The sequence below is a fragment of the Dyella humicola genome, assembly GCF_026283945.1.
GTDB classification, from domain to species: domain Bacteria; phylum Pseudomonadota; class Gammaproteobacteria; order Xanthomonadales; family Rhodanobacteraceae; genus Dyella; species Dyella humicola.
Genome location: NZ_JAPDPC010000001.1, coordinates 1 through 17,402, shown reverse-complemented (window position 1 = coordinate 17,402; position 17,402 = coordinate 1). Strand labels below are relative to the sequence as shown.

The following is a 17,402-nucleotide window of genomic DNA, read 5'->3' as shown; positions in this document are numbered from 1 at the left end:
ACGCTCCTCGACGAGAATCGCCCCTGATGACCCCCATGCCCGCGACCGCCGCCGTGCGCGTGCGCCGCGCCGAACTCTCCGACCTCGATGATCTCGTCGCGCTCGAGGAAACCAGCTTCGCCACCGACCGGTTGAGCCGGGCGCAGTATCGCCGCCACCTGGACAGCGAAACGGCCCAGGTCCTGGTCGCCAGCGCCAATCATCGACGTTTCCTGGGCACGGCCGTGGTGTTCTTCCGCAAGGGTACCCAGGTGGCGCGCTTGTATTCGATCGCCACCAGCGCCGCCTCGCGCGGGAAGGGCGTGGGCTCCGCCCTGCTGCATGCCGCCGAGCACGCCGCCAAACGCCGTCGCTGTCATGCGCTGCGCCTGGAAGTGCGTGCCGACAATGATGTTGCCATCCGCCTCTACGAGCGCTTTGGCTACGACCGCATCGGGCACTACGAGCGCTACTACGGCGATGGTGCCGACGCGTGGCGTTATGAGAAAAAGCTGGGGTGACAGCCTTTGCTCCCTCTCCCCTCCGGGGCACGCGGGGAGGCGCCATGGATGGCGCCGTCTTTGAGGAGCGAGGAGAGGGCTGGGGTGAGGGGTCAAACTTGCGGTAGCACTGCCTGAAAGCAGGTTTTTTTGAACCTTATTGCGAGCACCCGCCCTTTACCCCCTTTTAGGGGCTCACCTCAATCCTCTCCCCAAAGGGGAGAGGACGCTAGAAGCTAGAACGGCTGCGCGATGCGCTGCTCCGTGGCCTCGTCCGGGCGTGCCACCAGGGCGCCGGTGCGCATCAGGCTGACGGTGTAATGCCCCTGGTCGACCAGCGGCAGGAATACGCCGCTGCCGAACAGCACATCCACATTCGGCACCCACTGCGGATATTGCTTGTGCAAGTCGAGCAGGTCGAAGCTGCCGGCTTCGCGAAAGTCGATCACGGTGCGCAGCGCGGTTGCTTCCTGCCCCGCGTCGTCGTAGCGGCCCGACAAACGATCGAGCCGGTAAGCCGGAGGCAAGCCGGCCAGCACGGCAGGCGCCTTCCACTTCAATACGATCGCTTCCATCCGCCACGCATCGCCCGCCAGCTGAACCTGGCGGGTGGCGCCATCAGGCCAGTGCAGGGTCAGTGCCCAGCGCTGGGGTGACAGGATGCGGACATCGATCTCGACCACCGGGGTTTCCTCCGACCACAGGCGGTAGCCGCGCAGGGCGAAACCCGTGCCCGCCAGCATCAGGGTGAGCGAGAACGCCACCAGCAACACCACGGCGCGTACGGCCGATGCCAGGCGCCGTCCGCCATGCAGGCACTCACGCAGCGCCACCAGTTGCACCAGGGTAAACAACAAGGCGACGACAGCCAGTACCAGCAGGATCGTCGACGGCAGGCGCAACAGCGCGGTCCAATCCATCTTCTACTTCCCCAACCGCAACTTTCGCGGCGACGGCCGCATGATAACGATAGCCGGCCGGGGAATGATGCGTAAACGTGTGCTCGCACGATGGGCTCGCCGCGTTTTTCCGGCTTCTTTCTCTATACTGCGCCGGTCCTTGCCGGAGACCTTAGTCATGCGCCGATCCCTCCTGCTGCTTCCGCTGTGCACCGCTTTTGTCCTGATCGCCGCTTGCGGCAACAAGGGACCGCTGTATATGCCAGCGAAGTCGACGCCGCCCGCAGCGGCCGCTACCGACCATCCGGCGGCGGCACCCGCGCCCGCACCCGCCGCACAGGCCCCCGTGCACGGCTATGTCACGGACATGAAGGCATTCGACGCCTTTATCGCCACGCATCCGACGCCAGCCCAGTTCCTGGCGACCTATCCGGACGTGCAGCTGGTGATGCCAGGCGAGATCACCACGATGGAATTTCGCACCAACAACAGCCGTTACTTCCCCGAGCAGGATGCGACTGGCCACATCGTTGGCGGCTCGTTCCGCTGATGCCGGCTACGCGCTTATCCGCATGAAGCTGCACTTTTCCAAGATGCACGGCATCGGTAATGACTTCGTCATGCTCGACTGCCGTCGCCAGCCCTTCGCGCTGCGCGAGGAGCAGATCCGCGCCATCGCCGATCGTCGTACGGGCGTGGGTTTTGACCAGCTGATCAGCATCGAGCCACCGCGCGATCCGTCATGCGCCTTCTACTACGGCATCTGGAATGCCGACGGTTCGCCATCGGGCCAGTGTGGGAACGGCGTGCGCTGCGTAGCTGCGTGGCTGCATCGGGCCGGTGAGTTGGCCATGGGCGACACGGTCCGGCTGGAGAGCCCATCCGGTCCGGTGACGGTACGCCTGATCAATGCCCATGAAGTCACCGTGGACATGGGCGTGCCTGCGTTTGCGCCCCTGCAGGTTCCGTTCCTGGCCGATGTCGAAGCCGATGGTTATGCCATCGACGTCGGTGATGAAACGCTGATGATGGGTGCGGTCTCCATGGGTAACCCGCATGCGGTCGTTGTCGTAGCTGACCTGCAAGCGCCCGCCTTGTTTCGACAGGGACCGCTGCTGACGACGCACGAACGGTTCCCCGAAGGCGCCAATGCCGGCTTTGTGCAGGTGGTGGACCGCGGCCACCTGCGCCTGCGCGTGCATGAGCGCGGCAGCGGCTGGACCCTGGCTTGCGGCACCGGCGCCTGCGCAGCCATGGCGGTCATGCATCAACGCGGCGAAGTAGACGACCGCGTGTGTGTAGCCTTGCCTGGCGGCGAGCTGACGATCGACTGGGCCGGCCCCGGCCAGACCCTGTGGATGACTGGGCCCTCCGCGTTTGTATTCGAAGGCGAGTGGCTGGGTTCACGGATGGCACGTTGAAAGACGACACCCTGACACCGCACACTCCGGCCAGCGTCGTATCGTTCTCGCCCCCTGGTTTGAGGTAACCCGCGCATGTCAGACACCGCACTCGCCGAGACCCTTAGCGCCAGCGACGTGGCGGCCTATCTGCGCCGACACCCGGAATTTCTTTCCGACTACCCCGAGCTGGCGGCCCAGCTGACGTTGCCGCGCGAACAAGGTCCGGTGGCCTCGCTGGCGGTCTACCAGCTGCAGAGCTTGCGCGAGAAGAACGCCGAGCTGGAACGCCAGCTCGCCAACCTGATGACCATCGCAGCGGAAAACGAGCGTCTGATGCAGCGCGTGCATGACCTCAACGTCGCCGTATTGCGCGCCAATACACCGGCTGTCGCAGCACGCAGCGTGGTAGCGCGCCTTTCCGAAGACTTCAAGACCGATCAGGTGCGCCTGCTGCTGTTCGGCGCGGTCGGATTGCCGCCGGCCACCTGGCTGATCAATATCCCCGGTGGGCGCACTGCGGTACCCGAGTTTGCTGACTTCCTGTCCCATCACGAGCCCGTCGCCGGCCGCCTTTCGGCCGAGCGGCTGTACCGCCTGTTTGGGGACCACGCGCCCGAGGTCCGTTCCACCGCCATCATGCCGCTGGGCGAGTTCGGCATTCTCGCCATCGGCAGCGGCGACCCGGATCACTTTCAGCCGGGCATGGGCACGCTGTTCCTGAAGATGATTGCGGCTACGGTGACCGCCGCGCTGCGTCGTTCTCAGGAAGGCATGTAAGCCCACCGTGTCCGCTCGCGAACAGGTCGACGCCTGGCTCGCCCGACTGGCGGGCGAGCGTCGGGCCTCCGCGCACACGGTGGATGGGTATCGCCGCGACCTGGCCAAGCTGTTGCGCTGGATGGAAGCGCAGGGCATCGACGCCTTCGACGCGCTCGAACCCAACCGCATGCGCAGTTTCGTTGCCGCCGAACATCGTGGCGGACTGGCACCCAAGAGCCTGCAACGGCTGTTGTCGTCCTGTCGCGGCCTGTTCCGCCAACTGCACCGCGAAGGCCTGATGATGCACGACCCGATGGCTGGCGTGCGCGGCCCCAAGGTCCACCGCAAGCTGCCGCAAGTGCTCGATGTGGATGAAGCCACCAGCCTGGTCGAAGCCGTGGGCGACGGTGCACTGACCCTGCGCGACCGCGCCATGCTCGAGCTGTTCTATTCCTCGGGCCTGCGCCTGTCCGAACTCACCGGCCTGCGCTGGATCGACCTGGACCTGCAGGCGGGCGAAGTGCGCGTGCTGGGCAAGGGCAACAAGACGCGCATCGTGCCGGTGGGCCGCCATGCGGTGACCGCCTTGCGCGCGCTGGGCGACGATGAAGGCACGACGCCGGAGAGCCCGGTGTTCCGAGGACGCGGCGGCGCGCCGATCAGTCCGCGCACCGTGCAGCTGCGCATGAAGACCCTGGCGCTGCAGCAGGGCATGGCCAAGCATGTGCATCCGCATTTGCTGCGCCACACCTTTGCCAGCCACATGCTGGAATCGTCGGGCGACCTGCGCGCCGTGCAGGAGCTGCTTGGGCACGCCGACATCGCCACGACCCAGATCTACACGCACCTGGATTTCCAGTACCTGGCCAAGGTGTACGACGCGGCGCATCCGCGCGCCCGACGCAAGTAACGGTCAAGGGCCGGCTCCCGGCGCTGAACCCGCCTGGCGTCTTGGATTCCGTCGGCACGGCCCCACTTCTGGCGGACCACTTTGTCTGCGGAGCCCCCCATGGAATCCTTTCACGCCACCACCATCGTCTCGGTGCGTCGCCATGGGCGCGTCGTGATCGGCGGCGACGGCCAGGTCACCCTCGGCAATACGGTGATGAAGGCCAATGCACGCAAGATCCGCCGCCTGGGCAAGGGCGACGTGCTGGCGGGTTTTGCCGGCGCCACCGCCGACGCCTTCACCTTGTTCGAGCTGTTCGAGCAGAAGCTGGACAAGCACGGCGGCAACCTCACTCGTTCCGCAGTCGAACTGGCCAAGGAATGGCGCACCGACCGCCGCCTGGGCCGCCTTGAAGCCATGCTGGCCGTGGCCGACAAGGAAGCCTCGCTGCTGATCTCGGGCAACGGCGACGTGCTGGAGCCGGAGCATGGCTTGATCGCCATCGGTTCCGGCGGCCCGTATGCGCAATCGGCCGCCCTGGCCCTGATGGAGAACACCGAATTGAACGCCTTCGAGATCGTCGAGCGCGCGCTGAAGATCGCTGGCGACATCTGCATCTATACCAATCACAACACCACCATCGAGGAGCTGTAAGCGCACGGCGCGACAGCCATCCTCGTCGTCAACCCGGATGCGCCGGGAAGACGAGCCAAGACCACACCTCCGGTGACCTCATGTCCGAACTCACTCCCCGCGAAATCGTCAACGAACTCGACCGCTACATCATCGGCCAGCACGACGCCAAGCGCGCCGTGGCGATCGCGCTGCGCAACCGCTGGCGCCGCATGCAGCTGGAGCCGAACCTGCGCAACGAAGTGACGCCCAAGAACATCCTGATGATCGGCCCCACCGGCGTGGGCAAGACTGAGATCGCACGCCGCCTGGCCAGCCTGGCCAATGCGCCGTTTGTGAAGGTCGAGGCGACCAAATTCACCGAGGTGGGCTATGTCGGCAAGGATGTCGAGTCGATCGTGCGTGACCTGGCCGACGTCGCCTACAAGCTGACCCGTGAGCAGGCGATCAAGCGCGTGCGCTCGCAGGCGGAGGATCGTGCCGAGGACCGTATCCTCGACTCCTTGCTGCCGCGCCGGCAGACGGCCACCGACTGGAGCCACGATGCGGCCCCGGCCAACCCCGAGCAGAGCGACACCCGCCAGAAGCTGCGCAAGCAGCTGCGCGAAGGTGCGCTCGACGAGCGCGAGATCGAGCTCGATTTCGCCATGAACGTGGGCGTGGAGATCATGTCGCCCCCGGGCATGGAGGAGATGGGCCAGCAGCTACGCCAGATGTTCCAGAACCTGGGCGGCGCCAAGACCCAGCAGCGCAAGCTGGCGATCAAGCTGGCGCGCCCGCTGCTGATCGAAGAGGAAGCGTCCAAGCTGCTCAACGACGAGGAAGTGCGAGCGCAGGCGATGGAAGCGGCCGAACAGAACGGCATCGTCTTCATCGACGAGATCGACAAGGTGGCGCAGCGTTCGGAATGGGGTGGCGCAGGTGTCAGCCGCGAAGGCGTGCAGCGCGACCTGCTGCCCTTGGTGGAAGGCTCGACGGTATCGACCAAGTACGGCCCGATCAAGACCGACCACATGCTGTTCATCGCCTCGGGCGCGTTCTCGCTGGCCAAGCCGTCGGACCTCATTCCGGAATTGCAGGGCCGCCTGCCGATCCGCGTGGAGTTGTCGGCGCTGTCGGTCGATGACTTCAAGCGCATCCTGCGCGAGCCGCAGAACGCCTTGACCACCCAATACATGGCTTTGCTGGGCACCGAGGGGGTCACGGTGGACTTCACCGACTCCGGCGTGGACCGCCTGGCCGAGGTGGCCTTTCAGGTCAACGAGCGCACCGAGAACATCGGCGCCCGTCGCCTGCACACCGTGATGGAGCGGCTGCTGGAGAAGATCTCCTACGAAGCTGCAGACAAATCCGGTGAAAAGTACGTGATCGACGCCGAATATGTCGACATCAATCTCGGCACCCTGGTCCAGGACGAGGACTTGAGCCGTTACATCCTGTAAACAAGGGGAAAGCCCCTAGCTGTTAAAATTATGACCATGAGTAATGTGATCGAACTGAAAACCACCGGTCAGCGGGCCCAGCTGCGCGAAGCACAGCAGAAGCACCAGCTGATCCGGTTGTGGCGTACCGAGCTCGAACACGGCAGCTTCTGTGGTTACGTGGGCGGTGTCGGGCGCGAATTCTTCCTGCTTTGGGTCGTCGGCGACGGCATCACCTATGACGGCATGTATGTGATGCGCCATCGCGACGTGTCCGAACTGGAAGCGCCGGACAAGCATGCCCCCTTCATGGAGAAGGCACTGGCGGTCAAGCACTTGATGCCACGCACGCCGCGCGGCTTCCCGCTGGACAACATCCGCGAGGTCATCCAGGCCGCTGCCGTGCAGGCGCCGGTCATCGGTGTACACGTGGACAGCGAGGACGAGTCGGAAGTCTGTTACATCGGCCGACTGGTCAGCGTCGAGGAAGACGGCTTCAACATGCAGGAAATCTCTCCCGATGCGGAATGGCTGCGTGAAGCGTCGTTCTTCTCGTGGGACGAGGTGTCCACCGTCAGCATCGAGGATGGCTACGCCACGTCCTTGCTGGCCGTCGCCGGCGCACCGCCGCCGCTGGAACAAGGCGATTCGGGTGTGGGCCACGCTAACTGAGCGCAGCCCCGATCCATCACGCGTGACATCCTCCTACTGCCGGCCCTCGTGGCCGGCAGTTTCGTTTCAGGCTGGGAGTTGCCGCGCGGGGTGAAGCGCATCAGTCGATGCGGAACAGTTCGCCGGAAAAGCGGCTGTCGATGTAGTGGTCGAGACCGCTCACGTGAAATTCGCCGTGACGCGGCTTCTCATGCACGGTGGGAGACGCTGCGCTGGGCAGCACGGTCAAGTCGGTTTTGACGTCGAAGTACGATGAAGCCGGCTTGTTTGCCGATGCCTTGATCACGAAGGGTTGGATGAAGAGCAACATGGTCGTATGCCTCGAAGATCACCCGCTTGCTGGGCAAGGTCTACACTAGGCCAGCCAGAGCCTCGCAAAAAGCGAGATTTTTGCACCCCAGTATTGAGGAAGATTCAATATGGGCCGACCACCACTGATTGCCCTGCAAGGCTTCGTGATTGCCGCGCGCACGGGCAATCTCACGCTCGCTGCCCGGCAACTCCATCTCACGGCCAGCGCCCTCAGCCACCAGATTCGCGGCCTCGAGGAGCGACTCGGCATTCGTGTGTTCATACGCGGACCACGCGGTGTCGAACTGACGCCGGAAGGTGTGCGGCTGCTCGAGTCGGTGGGCCCGCAGTTCGAATCCATCGATCGCGCCATGCAGCAATTCTGCGCGCCGCATGCCGATGTGCTTACGCTCAGCCTGATGCCGTCGGTGGCATCAAGCTGGCTGCTGCCACGCCTGCCGAAATTCGTGGCCCAGCATCCGCAACTGCAGCTCAACCTGCAGTCGTGCGTGGAACTGGTCAATTTCGAGCGCGAGCAGGTGGATGCGGCCATGCGCTTCGGTCCCGGCGAGTGGCCGGGCGTGATTGCGGAGCATCTGTTCGATGACTGGCTCACGCCGATCGCCTGCCCCGATCTCATCGCTCGACTCGGACGGCCGACGCTGGAGACGTTGTCGGACTGGCCGCTGCTGCGCGATCCCGAGAACGTCTGGGCCAAGTGGTTCCATACGTTTGGCGGCAAGCCACCGGCTCGCTATGTCGCGCACTTCGACGACACCGAGACGCTGCACCGGGCGGCCATCGAAGGCATGGGCATCGCACTCGGCCGTGTCACCATGGCCCGCCCACTGGTCGATGCGGGACAGCTGGTATGGCTGAGCACGCATCGGTTGCGCGCCGAGTTTGCTCACTACCTGGTCTATCCGCCACGCTCCGAGAAACATCCTGCCTTGCTCGCCTTTCGCGCATGGCTACTGGATGAAGCGCATCAATACACGCTGGCGCCAGAGCAGGCGAGCTGGCGTGCGAAAAAACGACGCAGCGGTTGAATCCGTTACCTGCCTTGGCGCCCGTCGGACGGGCGACCGGCGCGAAGCATCAGGACGATGTCGAGGCGGCTGCAGGTGTCACGCGCGGCGCTACCGCTGCAGCGCCCTTCACTTCACGCTGGAAGAAATTCTCGATCAGGTGATAGACGTGGCTGCGTTGGCCCGGCAGGTTCAGGCCGTGCTTGGCGCCGGGGTAGGCCATGAACTGAAACTGCGTGCCGCGCTTCTGCATTTCCGCCATCAATTTGGTGGAGTTGAGGAACAGCACGTTGTCGTCGGCCATGCCGTGCACGAGGTACAGCTTGGAGGTGAGGCCGTCGAGCCAGGCCAGCGGCGAACTGCGCGTATAGCCTGAGTCATTGTCCTGCGGACGGCCGAGGTAACGCTCGGCATAGAAGGTGTCGTAGAGCCGCCAGTCGGTGACCGGGGCCACGGCCACGCCGCCGGCCAGTTCGTCCGATGCCTTGGACAGCATCATGGTGGTCATGTAGCCGCCATAGCTCCAGCCGAACACGCCGATGCGCTTGGGGTCGACCCACGGCTGCGACTTCAACCAGTGGATGCCGGCGAGCTGATCTTCCACTTCCACCGCGCCCAATTGCTGGTAGATGGGGTCCTCGAACTTGCGCCCGCGACGGGCCATGCCGCGGTTGTCCAGGGTGAACACCACGAAGCCCTGGTTGGCCATGTACTGGTTGAAGTAGTCACCCCAGGCATTGGTGACCAGCTGCGCGTGCGGACCGCCGTAGAACATGTTGAACACCGGGTACTTCTTCGACGGGTCGAAGCCGGCCGGCTTGTACAGGCGGTAGTAGAGCAGTTGCCCGTCGGCGGCCTTGATGGTGCCGAATTCCGGCTTGATCAGGCTGTCGCGGTATGGCCAGAACGGATGCTTCTCGTCGAGCTTGTTCGGCTCGATCCAGCTCACCAGGCTGCCGTCCGGCTTGTGCACGCTCACCTGGGGCGGCGTGTCGATGCTGGAGAACGTGTCCAGATAGAACGATGCGTTCGGTGCGAATTCGGCGGTGTGCGTGCCGGCGCCCTGGCTGATGCGCATGGGCGCATTGGCGGTGCTGCCATCGAGCTTGAGCGCGTAGATGTGACGTTCGGGTACGGCATCGCGATTGGAGCTGACGTAGACGGTACCGGTGCGTTCATTCACCGCCAGCACGCCGTCGATCTGCCACTCGCCTTCGCTCACGGCGTGCCTGAGCTTGCCGTCGATGCCGTAGAGGTAGAGATGGTGATAGCCGCTGCGCTCGCTGCCCCACAGGAACGACTTGCCGTCCTTGAGGAAGGTGAGGTCGTTATTGAGGTTGATCCAGGTGTCGCTGGTTTCGCTGAGCAGGGTGCGCTGCGCCAGCGTCTTCGCATCGACCAGCCGCAGATCCAGGCGTTGCTGGTTACGCGACATGCGCTGGTAGGCGAGATGCCTGCCGTCGGGCAGCCAGTTCACCCGTGTGAGATAGATGTCGTTGTCCTTGCCCAGGTCGATCCAGCGCGGCTGACCGCCCGTGGGCGACACCAGGCCCAGTTTCACCGCGACATTCGCTGTACCGGCGGCGGGATAGTGCTGGTCGACCACCTCGGTGTGGTCGGCGTAGAGCTCGGTGCGCTTGGTCACCGGCACCTTGGATTCGTCGAAGCGTTCGAACGCAATGAAGGAATCGTCCGGCGCCCACCAGTAGCCGCTGCTGCGATCCATTTCTTCCTGCGCGACGAATTCCGCCTCGCCGTTGTGCACGCTGCCGCCACCATCATGGGTGAGTTGCTTCGCCTCACCGGTGCCGAGGTCGATCACCCACAGGTTCTGCTCGCGCACGAACGAGACGAAGCGGCCCTTGGGCGAGAAGCGGGGATCGATCACGTTGTCGCCCGAGTCGAGCAGGCGCGGTGCGGCATCGGGCGTGGCCAGCGAGTACAGATAGAGCTTGCCACCGATGGGAAACAGCAGCTGCTTGCCATCCGGCGACCACTGGTAACTCACGATGCCACGCAGGCCGGCGGTGCGCTCGCGCTCGCGGCGCGCCTTCTCCGCATCCGACAGCTGCTCGCCGTTGGGCTCCAGCTTCTTCGAATCGACCAGCAGCTGCGTGTGGTTGTCCTTGAGTTGGTAGGACCACAGGTCGAGCTGGTACTGATCGTCCGCACGCGGGCGCAGGAAGCTGACGCGACTGCCATCGGGCGAGATCTGCAGGCCGCGTGGCGCGGGACCGGCCAGACTGCCGCCGTCAAAGATGCGTTCGATCGTAAGTTTTTCGGCCATGGTCGGCAGGGCCACCATCGTGAGGGCGGCAAAGAGGAGGGCACGCATGGGTACTTCCTGGGGCGGTGCGACGTACGCAAGAACAAGCGGCGATTAGACCGCGTCGCGCCAGCCGATACCAGCAATTTCCCGTGAAAAGCGGCACATCCGACGTGAAAGCACCGCTTCAGCCTTTAGTGCCGGGCGCCTTGCCCGAACAACACCTTGCGCGCTTCCTCGTCCGTGGTGAGGTCGAAGCGACCCTTGATCTGCTCCCCCATCGCATACGCGCGCTGGGTAGCAGGACGCTCCCGAATGGCTACGAACCAGGCTTTCAGGTGCGGGAAATCCTCCAGCGCCATGCCCTGGTTCTCATACGGCACGATCCATGGGTAGGCCGCCATATCGGCGATGCTGTAGTCCTTGCCGGCGATAAACGCGCGACCTTCCAGCCGCTTGTTCAGCACGCCGTACAGGCGCCGCGTCTCGTTGACGTAGCGGTCGATGGCGTAGGGGATCTTCTCCGGCGCATACCGATTGAAATGGTGGTTCTGCCCCAGCATCGGGCCGAGGCCTCCCACCTGCCAGTACAGCCACTCCAGCACCTTGTAGCGGCCGCGCGCATCGGCAGGCATGAAGCGCCCGGTCTTCTCGGCCAGGTACTGCAGGATGGCGCCCGACTCGAACACGCTGATCGGCTCGCCGCCATCGGCCGGCTGGGTATCCACGATGGCCGGCATGCGGTTGTTCGGTGAAATGGTGAGGAACTTGGGTTCGAACTGCTCCCCCTTACCGATGTTCACCGGTTTGATGGTGTAGGGCAGGCCGGATTCTCCAAGGAACAGGGTGATCTTGTGGCCGTTGGGCGTGGGCCAGTAGTGCAGCTCGATCATGTCGTTTCCTCAGGGCGATGAAAGGATGTTCGGGGCAGCCCGTGCGGATTCAAGCCAGAGCGTGACGAAGGCGCGGTACCGTCAACCCATGTTGCGTACGCCGCGTTCCTCCGCTGGCATGCCCACTGGAGTTAAGCCCATGAACCGCCTCTCCCGTTTTGCCGCGTTGACCCTCGGCCTCGCCATCGCCGGTGTTGCCTGCGCCCAGGCACAGGACAACAGCCCTTCCACCGCCCCGGCGCACGCCACGCAGCCAGACCAGGGACGTCGCGTCCCCGATCCGCAACAGCAGCTGCAGCGCCTGACCAAGCAACTGCAACTCAGCGCCGATCAGCAGGCCAAGATTGGACCGATCCTGCAGCAGCGCGATAAGCAGATGCAGGCGCTGCGTGCCGACACCAGTCTGTCGCAGGCGGATCGTCGCGCCAAGCTCATGTCATTGGCGCAGGACAGCAGTAAACAGATCGATGCGGTGCTGACCAATGCGCAGCGTGACCAGATGAAGGCCATGCGGGAAAAAGCCATGGAGCATGCGCTGGAGCGGCGCGGCCAACACGTGCCGTCCTCGGCCAGCAGCGGCGGTTAAGTTCCATCTCACTGCGCGTCATCCCAGCGGCACGCACCATCACGTATGCTCACCGGTCGTTTCGGGCAGCGGATGGATGAGCTATGACACGCGTTGTCGTGGTCGGCAGCATCAATATGGACCTGGTGACGCTGGCGTCGCGCTTCGCCGCGCCGGGCGAGACCCTGCTCGGCGAGCGGTTTCTCACCGTGCATGGCGGCAAAGGTGCCAACCAGGCGGTGGCGGCGGCGCGCCTTGGCGCCGACGTCACGCTGATTGGCGCGCTGGGCGATGACGCTTTCGGTGAGCAGCTGCATGCCGGCCTCGCCCATGAAGGCATCTCGCTGGAACATGTTGCCCGTATCCCTGATTGCGGCAGCGGCACCGCATCCATAACCGTCGCCCAAGGCGAAAACCACATCATCGTGGTACCGGCCGCCAACGCGCGGGTCACGCCTGCACAGATCGAACGCGCCCAATCCACGCTCGCCAGCGCCGATGCCATCCTGGTACAGATGGAAATTCCGCTGGATGCCGTGGAAGCGACCTTGCGGCTCGGTCATAGCCTCGGCAAACCGGTCATTCTCAACCCTGCCCCGGCGCAACCGCTGCCGCTCGAATGGCTCAAGCTCGCGCGTTATCTCACGCCGAACCAGCATGAGCTGGCCATCCTGCTGGACGCGGGCCCCGCGGAGGATTTCCGCGCACTGATGCAGCGCTCGCCAGCGCCGGTCGTGCTCACGCACGGCGCCGAAGGTGCGTGGTACTGCGACGCTGGCGAACCGGTGCACCAATCGGGTTTCAAGATCGACGTGGTCGACAGCACCGGCGCGGGCGATACCTTCAACGCTGCGCTGGCCGTCTTCCTGCACGAAGGCCTGCCGGCCGCCGTGCGCAAAGCCTGTGCCGCCGCCGCGCTATCCGTCTCCAAACTCGGCGCGCAGGGCGGCATGCCGCGGCTGGACGAACTCGATCGCTGGCTCGTCAGCCACGGCTGATGTGCTTCAGTCGGACGGACCGGGTGCGATCACTTCGCGCTGCCCGTTGATGCCCATCGACGACACCAGTCCAGCGGCTTCCATGGCCTCGACCAGACGCGCGGCTCGGTTGTAGCCGATGCGGAACTGGCGCTGCACGAACGAGATCGAAGCGCGACGCGAACGCAGCACGAAGGCGGCGGCCTCGTCGTAGAGCGGATCGAGTTCGGCATCGCCGCCTTCCTCGCCGAGCAAATCGCCCTGAGCCTCGCTGGGTGGGCCAGCGAGGATCTCGTCCTTGTAATCGGGCTCGCCGTATTGCTTGAGATGGGCCACCACGCGATGCACTTCCTCATCGGCGACAAAGGCACCGTGGATGCGCTGTGGATAACCCGTGCCCGGCGGCAGGAACAACATATCGCCCTGGCCCAGCAAGCTTTCTGCGCCCATCTGGTCGAGGATGGTGCGCGAGTCGATCTTCGACGACACCTGGAAGGCCACGCGGGTGGGGATGTTCGCCTTGATCAGGCCAGTGATCACGTCCACCGACGGCCGCTGCGTGGCCAGGATCAGATGGATGCCGGCCGCACGCGCTTTCTGCGCCAGGCGCGCAATCAGTTCTTCGATCTTCTTGCCGGCCACCATCATCAGGTCGGCCAGCTCGTCGATCACCACCACGATCATCGGCAAGGTATCGAGCAGCTCGGGTACTTCGGGATGGGCCGGGAACGGGTTCATCAACGGCCGTCCTGCCGCCCGCGCTTCACGCACTTTTTGATTGAAGCCGGCGAGATTGCGCACACGCAGGTCTGACATCACGCGGTAGCGGTTCTCCATCTCCGCCACGCACCAGGCCAAGGCGTTCGCCGCGAGCTTCATATCGGTCACGACCGGTGCCAACAGATGCGGAATACCCTCATAGACCGAGAGTTCCAGCATCTTCGGATCGATCATGATCATGCGCACGTCGTCAGGCGTGGCCTTGTACAACATGGACAGGATCATCGCGTTCACCGCCACCGACTTGCCCGAGCCGGTGGTGCCGGCAACCAGCATGTGCGGCGCGCGTGCAAGATCGGCCACCACCGGCTCGCCGGTGATGCCCTTGCCCATCGCCAGCGTCAACAGCGAATCGGCATCGCGGTACTCAGCCGAGTCGAGGATTTCCGATAGCGCAATCATCTGGCGCTGCTCGTTCGGCAACTCCAGGCCCATGCAGGTCTTGCCGGGAATCGTCTCGACCACGCGAATCGACGTCCGTCCCAGGCCGCGTGCCAGGTCCTTCATCAAGGCCACAATTTGATTGCCGCGTACGCCGACAGCCGGTTCGACTTCGAAGCGGGTAATCACCGGACCGGCCGATGCGCCGACCACGGTCACCGGCACCTTGAATTCGCGCAGGCGCTGTTCGATCAGCTCGCTGGTCTCGGCCAGCTGCGCCTCATCGACCGACGTCGACTGCGTGGTCGCGGCGGCGAGCAGGGTCAGCGGCGGCAGCAGGACCGCCGAACGTGAGCGCGGGGACATGGCGACGGGCATCACCGTCGGCACGACGATCGCGGCGACCGGGTCATCATTGGCCGCGCGAAAACGAGTCGATGCGACGGGTATCGGATTGACCAGCTGAGCCAGCGGCACGAGTTCTGGCTCGATGTCCGGCTCGACGCCGTCTTCCATTGGCTCATCGAGGGCTGCGACCACCTCAACCGATTCTTGCGCGTGCGACGCCGGCGTGATCGGCATCGCGTCGACGACAACGTCAGTACGTGTCGACATGACCGGCTGCTCTTCCACGAGCGGCACCGCTTCAGCAGCGGTCGCCCGCATGCTTGCGGCCGTGGCCATGGCCATCGCAGGTTGGCTCGTCTTGACCATCGTCGATGTTGCCCGCGCTGTTGGTATCACGGGCGCCGGTGAGGATAGCCTCGCGTTTTTGGGCAGCAGCCACGGTTCGCTGATGACTTTCTCTCGCACCGGCGCAATGCGTGGACGCGAGGCAGTCGACGCCATCAGGGACGCTACCGGTGGCACCGGCGCTGGTCGCTCGACCACCGCGGCCGGTGCGGCAACAGCCGTAGTACGGCGTGCACTCGCCTGCGTGCGGCGGCGAGTCGGGCTCGCCGCGCGATCGGCACGACGTACCGCACCGCGCGTGCGCCGACCACCGAAGCGCGCACCCAGCATCTCCACGCCACGACCCAACAGCGCAGCGAGCAGGTCGACGGCGACTGTGATGCGCTTGAGGGCGGAAAGCCACGGCGTGCCCAGGTACCAGGGCAGGGCAGCCCCGAGCGTAGCCAACATCAATAGGCTTGCCAGCGGCGTTCCCAGCAAGCGATCAAAACCGTGGGCGAGCGCGCGACAGATGACGCCGCCGGCAGTCGGATCGTCCGTGTAATGATCGACGATGGCCCCTTCCAGCGTCGCACTGGCCATCAGTACAAGCAGAGCGCCCAGCCATAAGCGGATCGTTCCCTCACCCCCTACCGACGGTTTGCGCCGAGCCAGTCGCGCCCGCAGCAGGCGCCAGAGCAGGGGGATCAGCCAGAGAGTGGACAGCCCGAAGGCACCGAAGAAGAGATTGAGCATGCCTGGGTTCGTTCAAACTGCGCCTGCGAACTCAGCATGTTAGCGCCATCGTGTCAGGCACGTCAGCCGACGGTTCGGTAACGGGCGGTTATTGCAGACCTGCGTCGCGTTGCGCGAGCGGCGACTACTTGCCGATGCAGAACGAACTGAAGATCGCGCCGAGCAGATCGTCGCTGGTGTAGTTGCCGGTGATCTCGCCCAGAGCATGCTGGGCCTGGCGCAGCTCTTCGGCCGCGAGTTCGCCAGCACGCGTCGTTTGCAGAACATGGTCGGCGCAATCGAGATGCAGCACCACCTGCTCCAACGCCAGCAGGTGACGGCGGCGGGCGCTGAACGCGCCTTCGCCACTGCCTGCACCGGCCAGCTGCTTGAGGTGTTCGCGCAATGCATCTAGGCCAGCACCGGTTTTAGCCGAAGCCCAGACCCAGATGGAATCGTTGCGCGTCTCGTAGCGCGCACTCGCGTGTTGGAGATCGATCTTGTTGATAAGTACCAGCCGCTCGACGCTGGAGGGCAGATCGGCGAGCAGGGTGAGATCGTGCTCGGCGTGCTGTGCATCCGTGACCAGCAGCGCCACATCGGCGCGCGCCAGTTCGCCGTGCGCGCGCCGCACGCCTTCTCGTTCGACCGGATCATCGGTTTCGCGCAGGCCCGCGGTATCAGCCAGTTCCAGCGCAATGCCATCGAGGCTCAGTTGTTCGCGCAAGACATCGCGGGTCGTGCCGGCTATGTCGGTAACGATGGCGCGATCACTGCCGGCCAGCGCATTGAGCAGGCTGGATTTGCCCGCATTCGGACGGCCGATGATCGCCACCCGCAGGCCATCGTTGAGGCGTACACCGCGCTGGGCCTCGCGGCGCAGCTCGTCGAGCTGAGTGCGCAGTTGCTGCAATTGCTCGTTGATCAGCGGATCGGCCAGGAAGTCGATTTCCTCCTCGGGAAAATCAATTGCCGCCTCGATATGCACGCGCAAGGCAATCAACGCGTCCTGCAACGCATCCACCTTGCGCGAGAACACGCCCTCCATCGAACGCAGCGCGGCGCGTGCACCTGCGTGGGAACGCGCGGCGATGAGATCCGCCACGGCTTCGGCCTGGGCAAGATCCAGCTTGCCGTTGAGAAACGCGCGCTCGGTGAATTCGCCTGGGCGCGCCAGCCGCGCGCCCAGTGCACAGATGCGGCGCAGCAAGGCGTCCAGCAACACCATGCTGCCGTGCCCCTGCAATTCGAGCACATGGTCGCCGGTGTAGGACGCGGGAGCGGGGAAGTAGAGCAGCAAGCCGCGATCGATCAACTCGCCATCGCCATCGCGAAATGCGGCGAAGTGCGCGTGGCGGGGCTGGGGCGCGCGTCCGAGTAGGGTTTCGGCAATCGCCGGCACGGCCGGACCGGACACACGCAACACACCAACACCAGCGGCGCCGGGCGCACTGGCGATGGCGGCAATGGTATCGGTCGTGGTCATGGCATCCATTATGACGGCTAGGTGATCGGACAACGAAGCGCAACGCGTTCCCTCACCGTCATCCCAGCGAAGGCTGGAGGCGCTTCTCAACAGCCGCAGGGCTGGTCATCCAGCGTCTTTCGCTCTGGCCATCTGCCGCAAAGGCACTGGATGACCAGCCCTGCGGCTGTTGA

16 protein-coding genes and 2 pseudogenes are annotated in these 17,402 nt (G+C 64.6%); 11 read left to right on the top strand and 7 right to left on the bottom strand.

Annotated elements, in window-relative coordinates:
* Positions 1 to 26: 26 nt before the first annotated feature.
* Positions 27 to 500, top strand: coding sequence for a GNAT family N-acetyltransferase (locus OUZ30_RS00090; RefSeq protein ID WP_266180114.1), 474 nt, complete (start codon positions 27 to 29; stop codon positions 498 to 500).
* 215 nt (positions 501 to 715) lie between these two features.
* Here OUZ30_RS00090 and OUZ30_RS00085 read toward each other — a convergent pair whose 3' ends face one another.
* On the bottom strand, positions 716 to 1,399 hold the full coding sequence (locus OUZ30_RS00085; protein ID WP_266180112.1) for a hypothetical protein: 684 nt from the start codon (positions 1,397 to 1,399) through the stop codon (positions 716 to 718).
* A gap of 157 nt (positions 1,400 to 1,556) precedes the next feature.
* Here OUZ30_RS00085 and lptM point away from each other — a divergent pair, with 157 nt between their 5' ends.
* The 7 genes from lptM (at position 1,557) to OUZ30_RS00050 (ending at position 7,155) form a co-directional block, all read left to right on the top strand.
* Positions 1,557 to 1,928: an LPS translocon maturation chaperone LptM gene (lptM, locus tag OUZ30_RS00080; protein WP_266180110.1), complete on the top strand. Its 372-nt coding sequence runs from the start codon at positions 1,557 to 1,559 to the stop codon at positions 1,926 to 1,928.
* Positions 1,929 to 1,950: 22 nt separating this feature from the next.
* Entirely contained in the window at positions 1,951 to 2,799 is an 849-nt protein-coding gene (gene dapF / locus OUZ30_RS00075) for a diaminopimelate epimerase (protein ID WP_266180108.1), read from the top strand.
* A gap of 75 nt (positions 2,800 to 2,874) precedes the next feature.
* Entirely contained in the window at positions 2,875 to 3,558 is a 684-nt protein-coding gene (locus OUZ30_RS00070) for a DUF484 family protein (RefSeq protein WP_266180107.1), read from the top strand.
* A gap of 7 nt (positions 3,559 to 3,565) precedes the next feature.
* On the top strand, positions 3,566 to 4,450 hold the full coding sequence (gene xerC, locus OUZ30_RS00065) for a tyrosine recombinase XerC (RefSeq protein WP_266180106.1): 885 nt from the start codon (positions 3,566 to 3,568) through the stop codon (positions 4,448 to 4,450).
* Positions 4,451 to 4,549: 99 nt separating this feature from the next.
* On the top strand, positions 4,550 to 5,083 hold the full coding sequence (gene hslV / locus OUZ30_RS00060) for an ATP-dependent protease subunit HslV (protein WP_266152001.1): 534 nt from the start codon (positions 4,550 to 4,552) through the stop codon (positions 5,081 to 5,083).
* Between the two features lie 80 nt (positions 5,084 to 5,163).
* Positions 5,164 to 6,504, top strand: a complete 1,341-nt coding sequence (hslU, locus tag OUZ30_RS00055) for an ATP-dependent protease ATPase subunit HslU (protein WP_266180105.1) — start codon at positions 5,164 to 5,166, stop codon at positions 6,502 to 6,504.
* A 36-nt stretch (positions 6,505 to 6,540) separates the two neighbouring features.
* On the top strand, positions 6,541 to 7,155 hold the full coding sequence (locus OUZ30_RS00050; RefSeq protein ID WP_266152003.1) for a hypothetical protein: 615 nt from the start codon (positions 6,541 to 6,543) through the stop codon (positions 7,153 to 7,155).
* A 100-nt stretch (positions 7,156 to 7,255) separates the two neighbouring features.
* Here OUZ30_RS00050 and OUZ30_RS00045 read toward each other — a convergent pair whose 3' ends face one another.
* Positions 7,256 to 7,465 (bottom strand): hypothetical protein, encoded by a 210-nt coding sequence (locus OUZ30_RS00045; RefSeq protein WP_266180104.1) that lies wholly within the window; start codon positions 7,463 to 7,465, stop codon positions 7,256 to 7,258.
* A gap of 109 nt (positions 7,466 to 7,574) precedes the next feature.
* On the opposite strand from OUZ30_RS00045, the gene OUZ30_RS00040 reads away from it, so the two are divergent.
* Positions 7,575 to 8,495 (top strand): LysR substrate-binding domain-containing protein, encoded by a 921-nt coding sequence (locus OUZ30_RS00040; protein ID WP_266180103.1) that lies wholly within the window; start codon positions 7,575 to 7,577, stop codon positions 8,493 to 8,495.
* Between the two features lie 49 nt (positions 8,496 to 8,544).
* Here the strand turns inward: OUZ30_RS00040 and OUZ30_RS00035 are convergent, their stop codons facing one another.
* Entirely contained in the window at positions 8,545 to 10,809 is a 2,265-nt protein-coding gene (locus OUZ30_RS00035) for a S9 family peptidase (protein ID WP_266180102.1), read from the bottom strand.
* Between the two features lie 125 nt (positions 10,810 to 10,934).
* The gene (locus OUZ30_RS00030; protein WP_266180101.1) at positions 10,935 to 11,633 is read right to left on the bottom strand and encodes a glutathione binding-like protein; all 699 of its coding nucleotides are present in this window, start codon (positions 11,631 to 11,633) and stop codon (positions 10,935 to 10,937) included.
* 139 nt (positions 11,634 to 11,772) lie between these two features.
* Between OUZ30_RS00030 and OUZ30_RS00025 the strand changes: the two genes are divergently transcribed.
* Positions 11,773 to 12,219, top strand: coding sequence for a hypothetical protein (locus OUZ30_RS00025; RefSeq protein ID WP_266180100.1), 447 nt, complete (start codon positions 11,773 to 11,775; stop codon positions 12,217 to 12,219).
* 83 nt (positions 12,220 to 12,302) lie between these two features.
* Positions 12,303 to 13,196, top strand: coding sequence for a ribokinase (rbsK, locus tag OUZ30_RS00020; protein WP_266180099.1), 894 nt, complete (start codon positions 12,303 to 12,305; stop codon positions 13,194 to 13,196).
* A gap of 6 nt (positions 13,197 to 13,202) precedes the next feature.
* Here rbsK and OUZ30_RS20325 read toward each other — a convergent pair.
* The 3 genes and pseudogenes from OUZ30_RS20325 to mnmE form a co-directional block, all read right to left on the bottom strand.
* A pseudogene (locus tag OUZ30_RS20325) lies at positions 13,203 to 14,957 on the bottom strand (DNA translocase FtsK); the annotation flags it as partial.
* A 462-nt stretch (positions 14,958 to 15,419) separates the two neighbouring features.
* Positions 15,420 to 15,764, bottom strand: a pseudogene (locus OUZ30_RS20390) (DNA translocase FtsK 4TM domain-containing protein); the annotation flags it as partial.
* Between the two features lie 124 nt (positions 15,765 to 15,888).
* On the bottom strand, positions 15,889 to 17,238 hold the full coding sequence (mnmE, locus tag OUZ30_RS00005) for a tRNA uridine-5-carboxymethylaminomethyl(34) synthesis GTPase MnmE (protein WP_425601469.1): 1,350 nt from the start codon (positions 17,236 to 17,238) through the stop codon (positions 15,889 to 15,891).
* Positions 17,239 to 17,402: the final 164 nt, after the last annotated feature.

What these genes read in the sequence shown, in the direction of transcription:
- OUZ30_RS00050 (WP_266152003.1), top strand. Translation starts at nt 6,541, where the DNA reads ATGAGTAATGTGATCGAACTGAAAACCACCGGTCAGCGGGCCCAGCTG.
- OUZ30_RS00030 (WP_266180101.1), bottom strand. Translation starts at nt 11,633, where the DNA reads ATGATCGAGCTGCACTACTGGCCCACGCCCAACGGCCACAAGATCACC.
- OUZ30_RS00025 (WP_266180100.1), top strand. Translation starts at nt 11,773, where the DNA reads ATGAACCGCCTCTCCCGTTTTGCCGCGTTGACCCTCGGCCTCGCCATC.
- mnmE (WP_425601469.1), bottom strand. Translation starts at nt 17,238, where the DNA reads ATGGATGCCATGACCACGACCGATACCATTGCCGCCATCGCCAGTGCG.
- OUZ30_RS00045 (WP_266180104.1), bottom strand. Translation starts at nt 7,465, where the DNA reads ATGTTGCTCTTCATCCAACCCTTCGTGATCAAGGCATCGGCAAACAAG.
- dapF (WP_266180108.1), top strand. Translation starts at nt 1,951, where the DNA reads ATGAAGCTGCACTTTTCCAAGATGCACGGCATCGGTAATGACTTCGTC.
- OUZ30_RS00035 (WP_266180102.1), bottom strand. Translation starts at nt 10,809, where the DNA reads ATGCGTGCCCTCCTCTTTGCCGCCCTCACGATGGTGGCCCTGCCGACC.
- hslV (WP_266152001.1), top strand. Translation starts at nt 4,550, where the DNA reads ATGGAATCCTTTCACGCCACCACCATCGTCTCGGTGCGTCGCCATGGG.
- OUZ30_RS00085 (WP_266180112.1), bottom strand. Translation starts at nt 1,399, where the DNA reads ATGGATTGGACCGCGCTGTTGCGCCTGCCGTCGACGATCCTGCTGGTA.
- lptM (WP_266180110.1), top strand. Translation starts at nt 1,557, where the DNA reads ATGCGCCGATCCCTCCTGCTGCTTCCGCTGTGCACCGCTTTTGTCCTG.
- rbsK (WP_266180099.1), top strand. Translation starts at nt 12,303, where the DNA reads ATGACACGCGTTGTCGTGGTCGGCAGCATCAATATGGACCTGGTGACG.
- OUZ30_RS00040 (WP_266180103.1), top strand. Translation starts at nt 7,575, where the DNA reads ATGGGCCGACCACCACTGATTGCCCTGCAAGGCTTCGTGATTGCCGCG.
- hslU (WP_266180105.1), top strand. Translation starts at nt 5,164, where the DNA reads ATGTCCGAACTCACTCCCCGCGAAATCGTCAACGAACTCGACCGCTAC.
- OUZ30_RS00090 (WP_266180114.1), top strand. Translation starts at nt 27, where the DNA reads ATGACCCCCATGCCCGCGACCGCCGCCGTGCGCGTGCGCCGCGCCGAA.
- OUZ30_RS00070 (WP_266180107.1), top strand. Translation starts at nt 2,875, where the DNA reads ATGTCAGACACCGCACTCGCCGAGACCCTTAGCGCCAGCGACGTGGCG.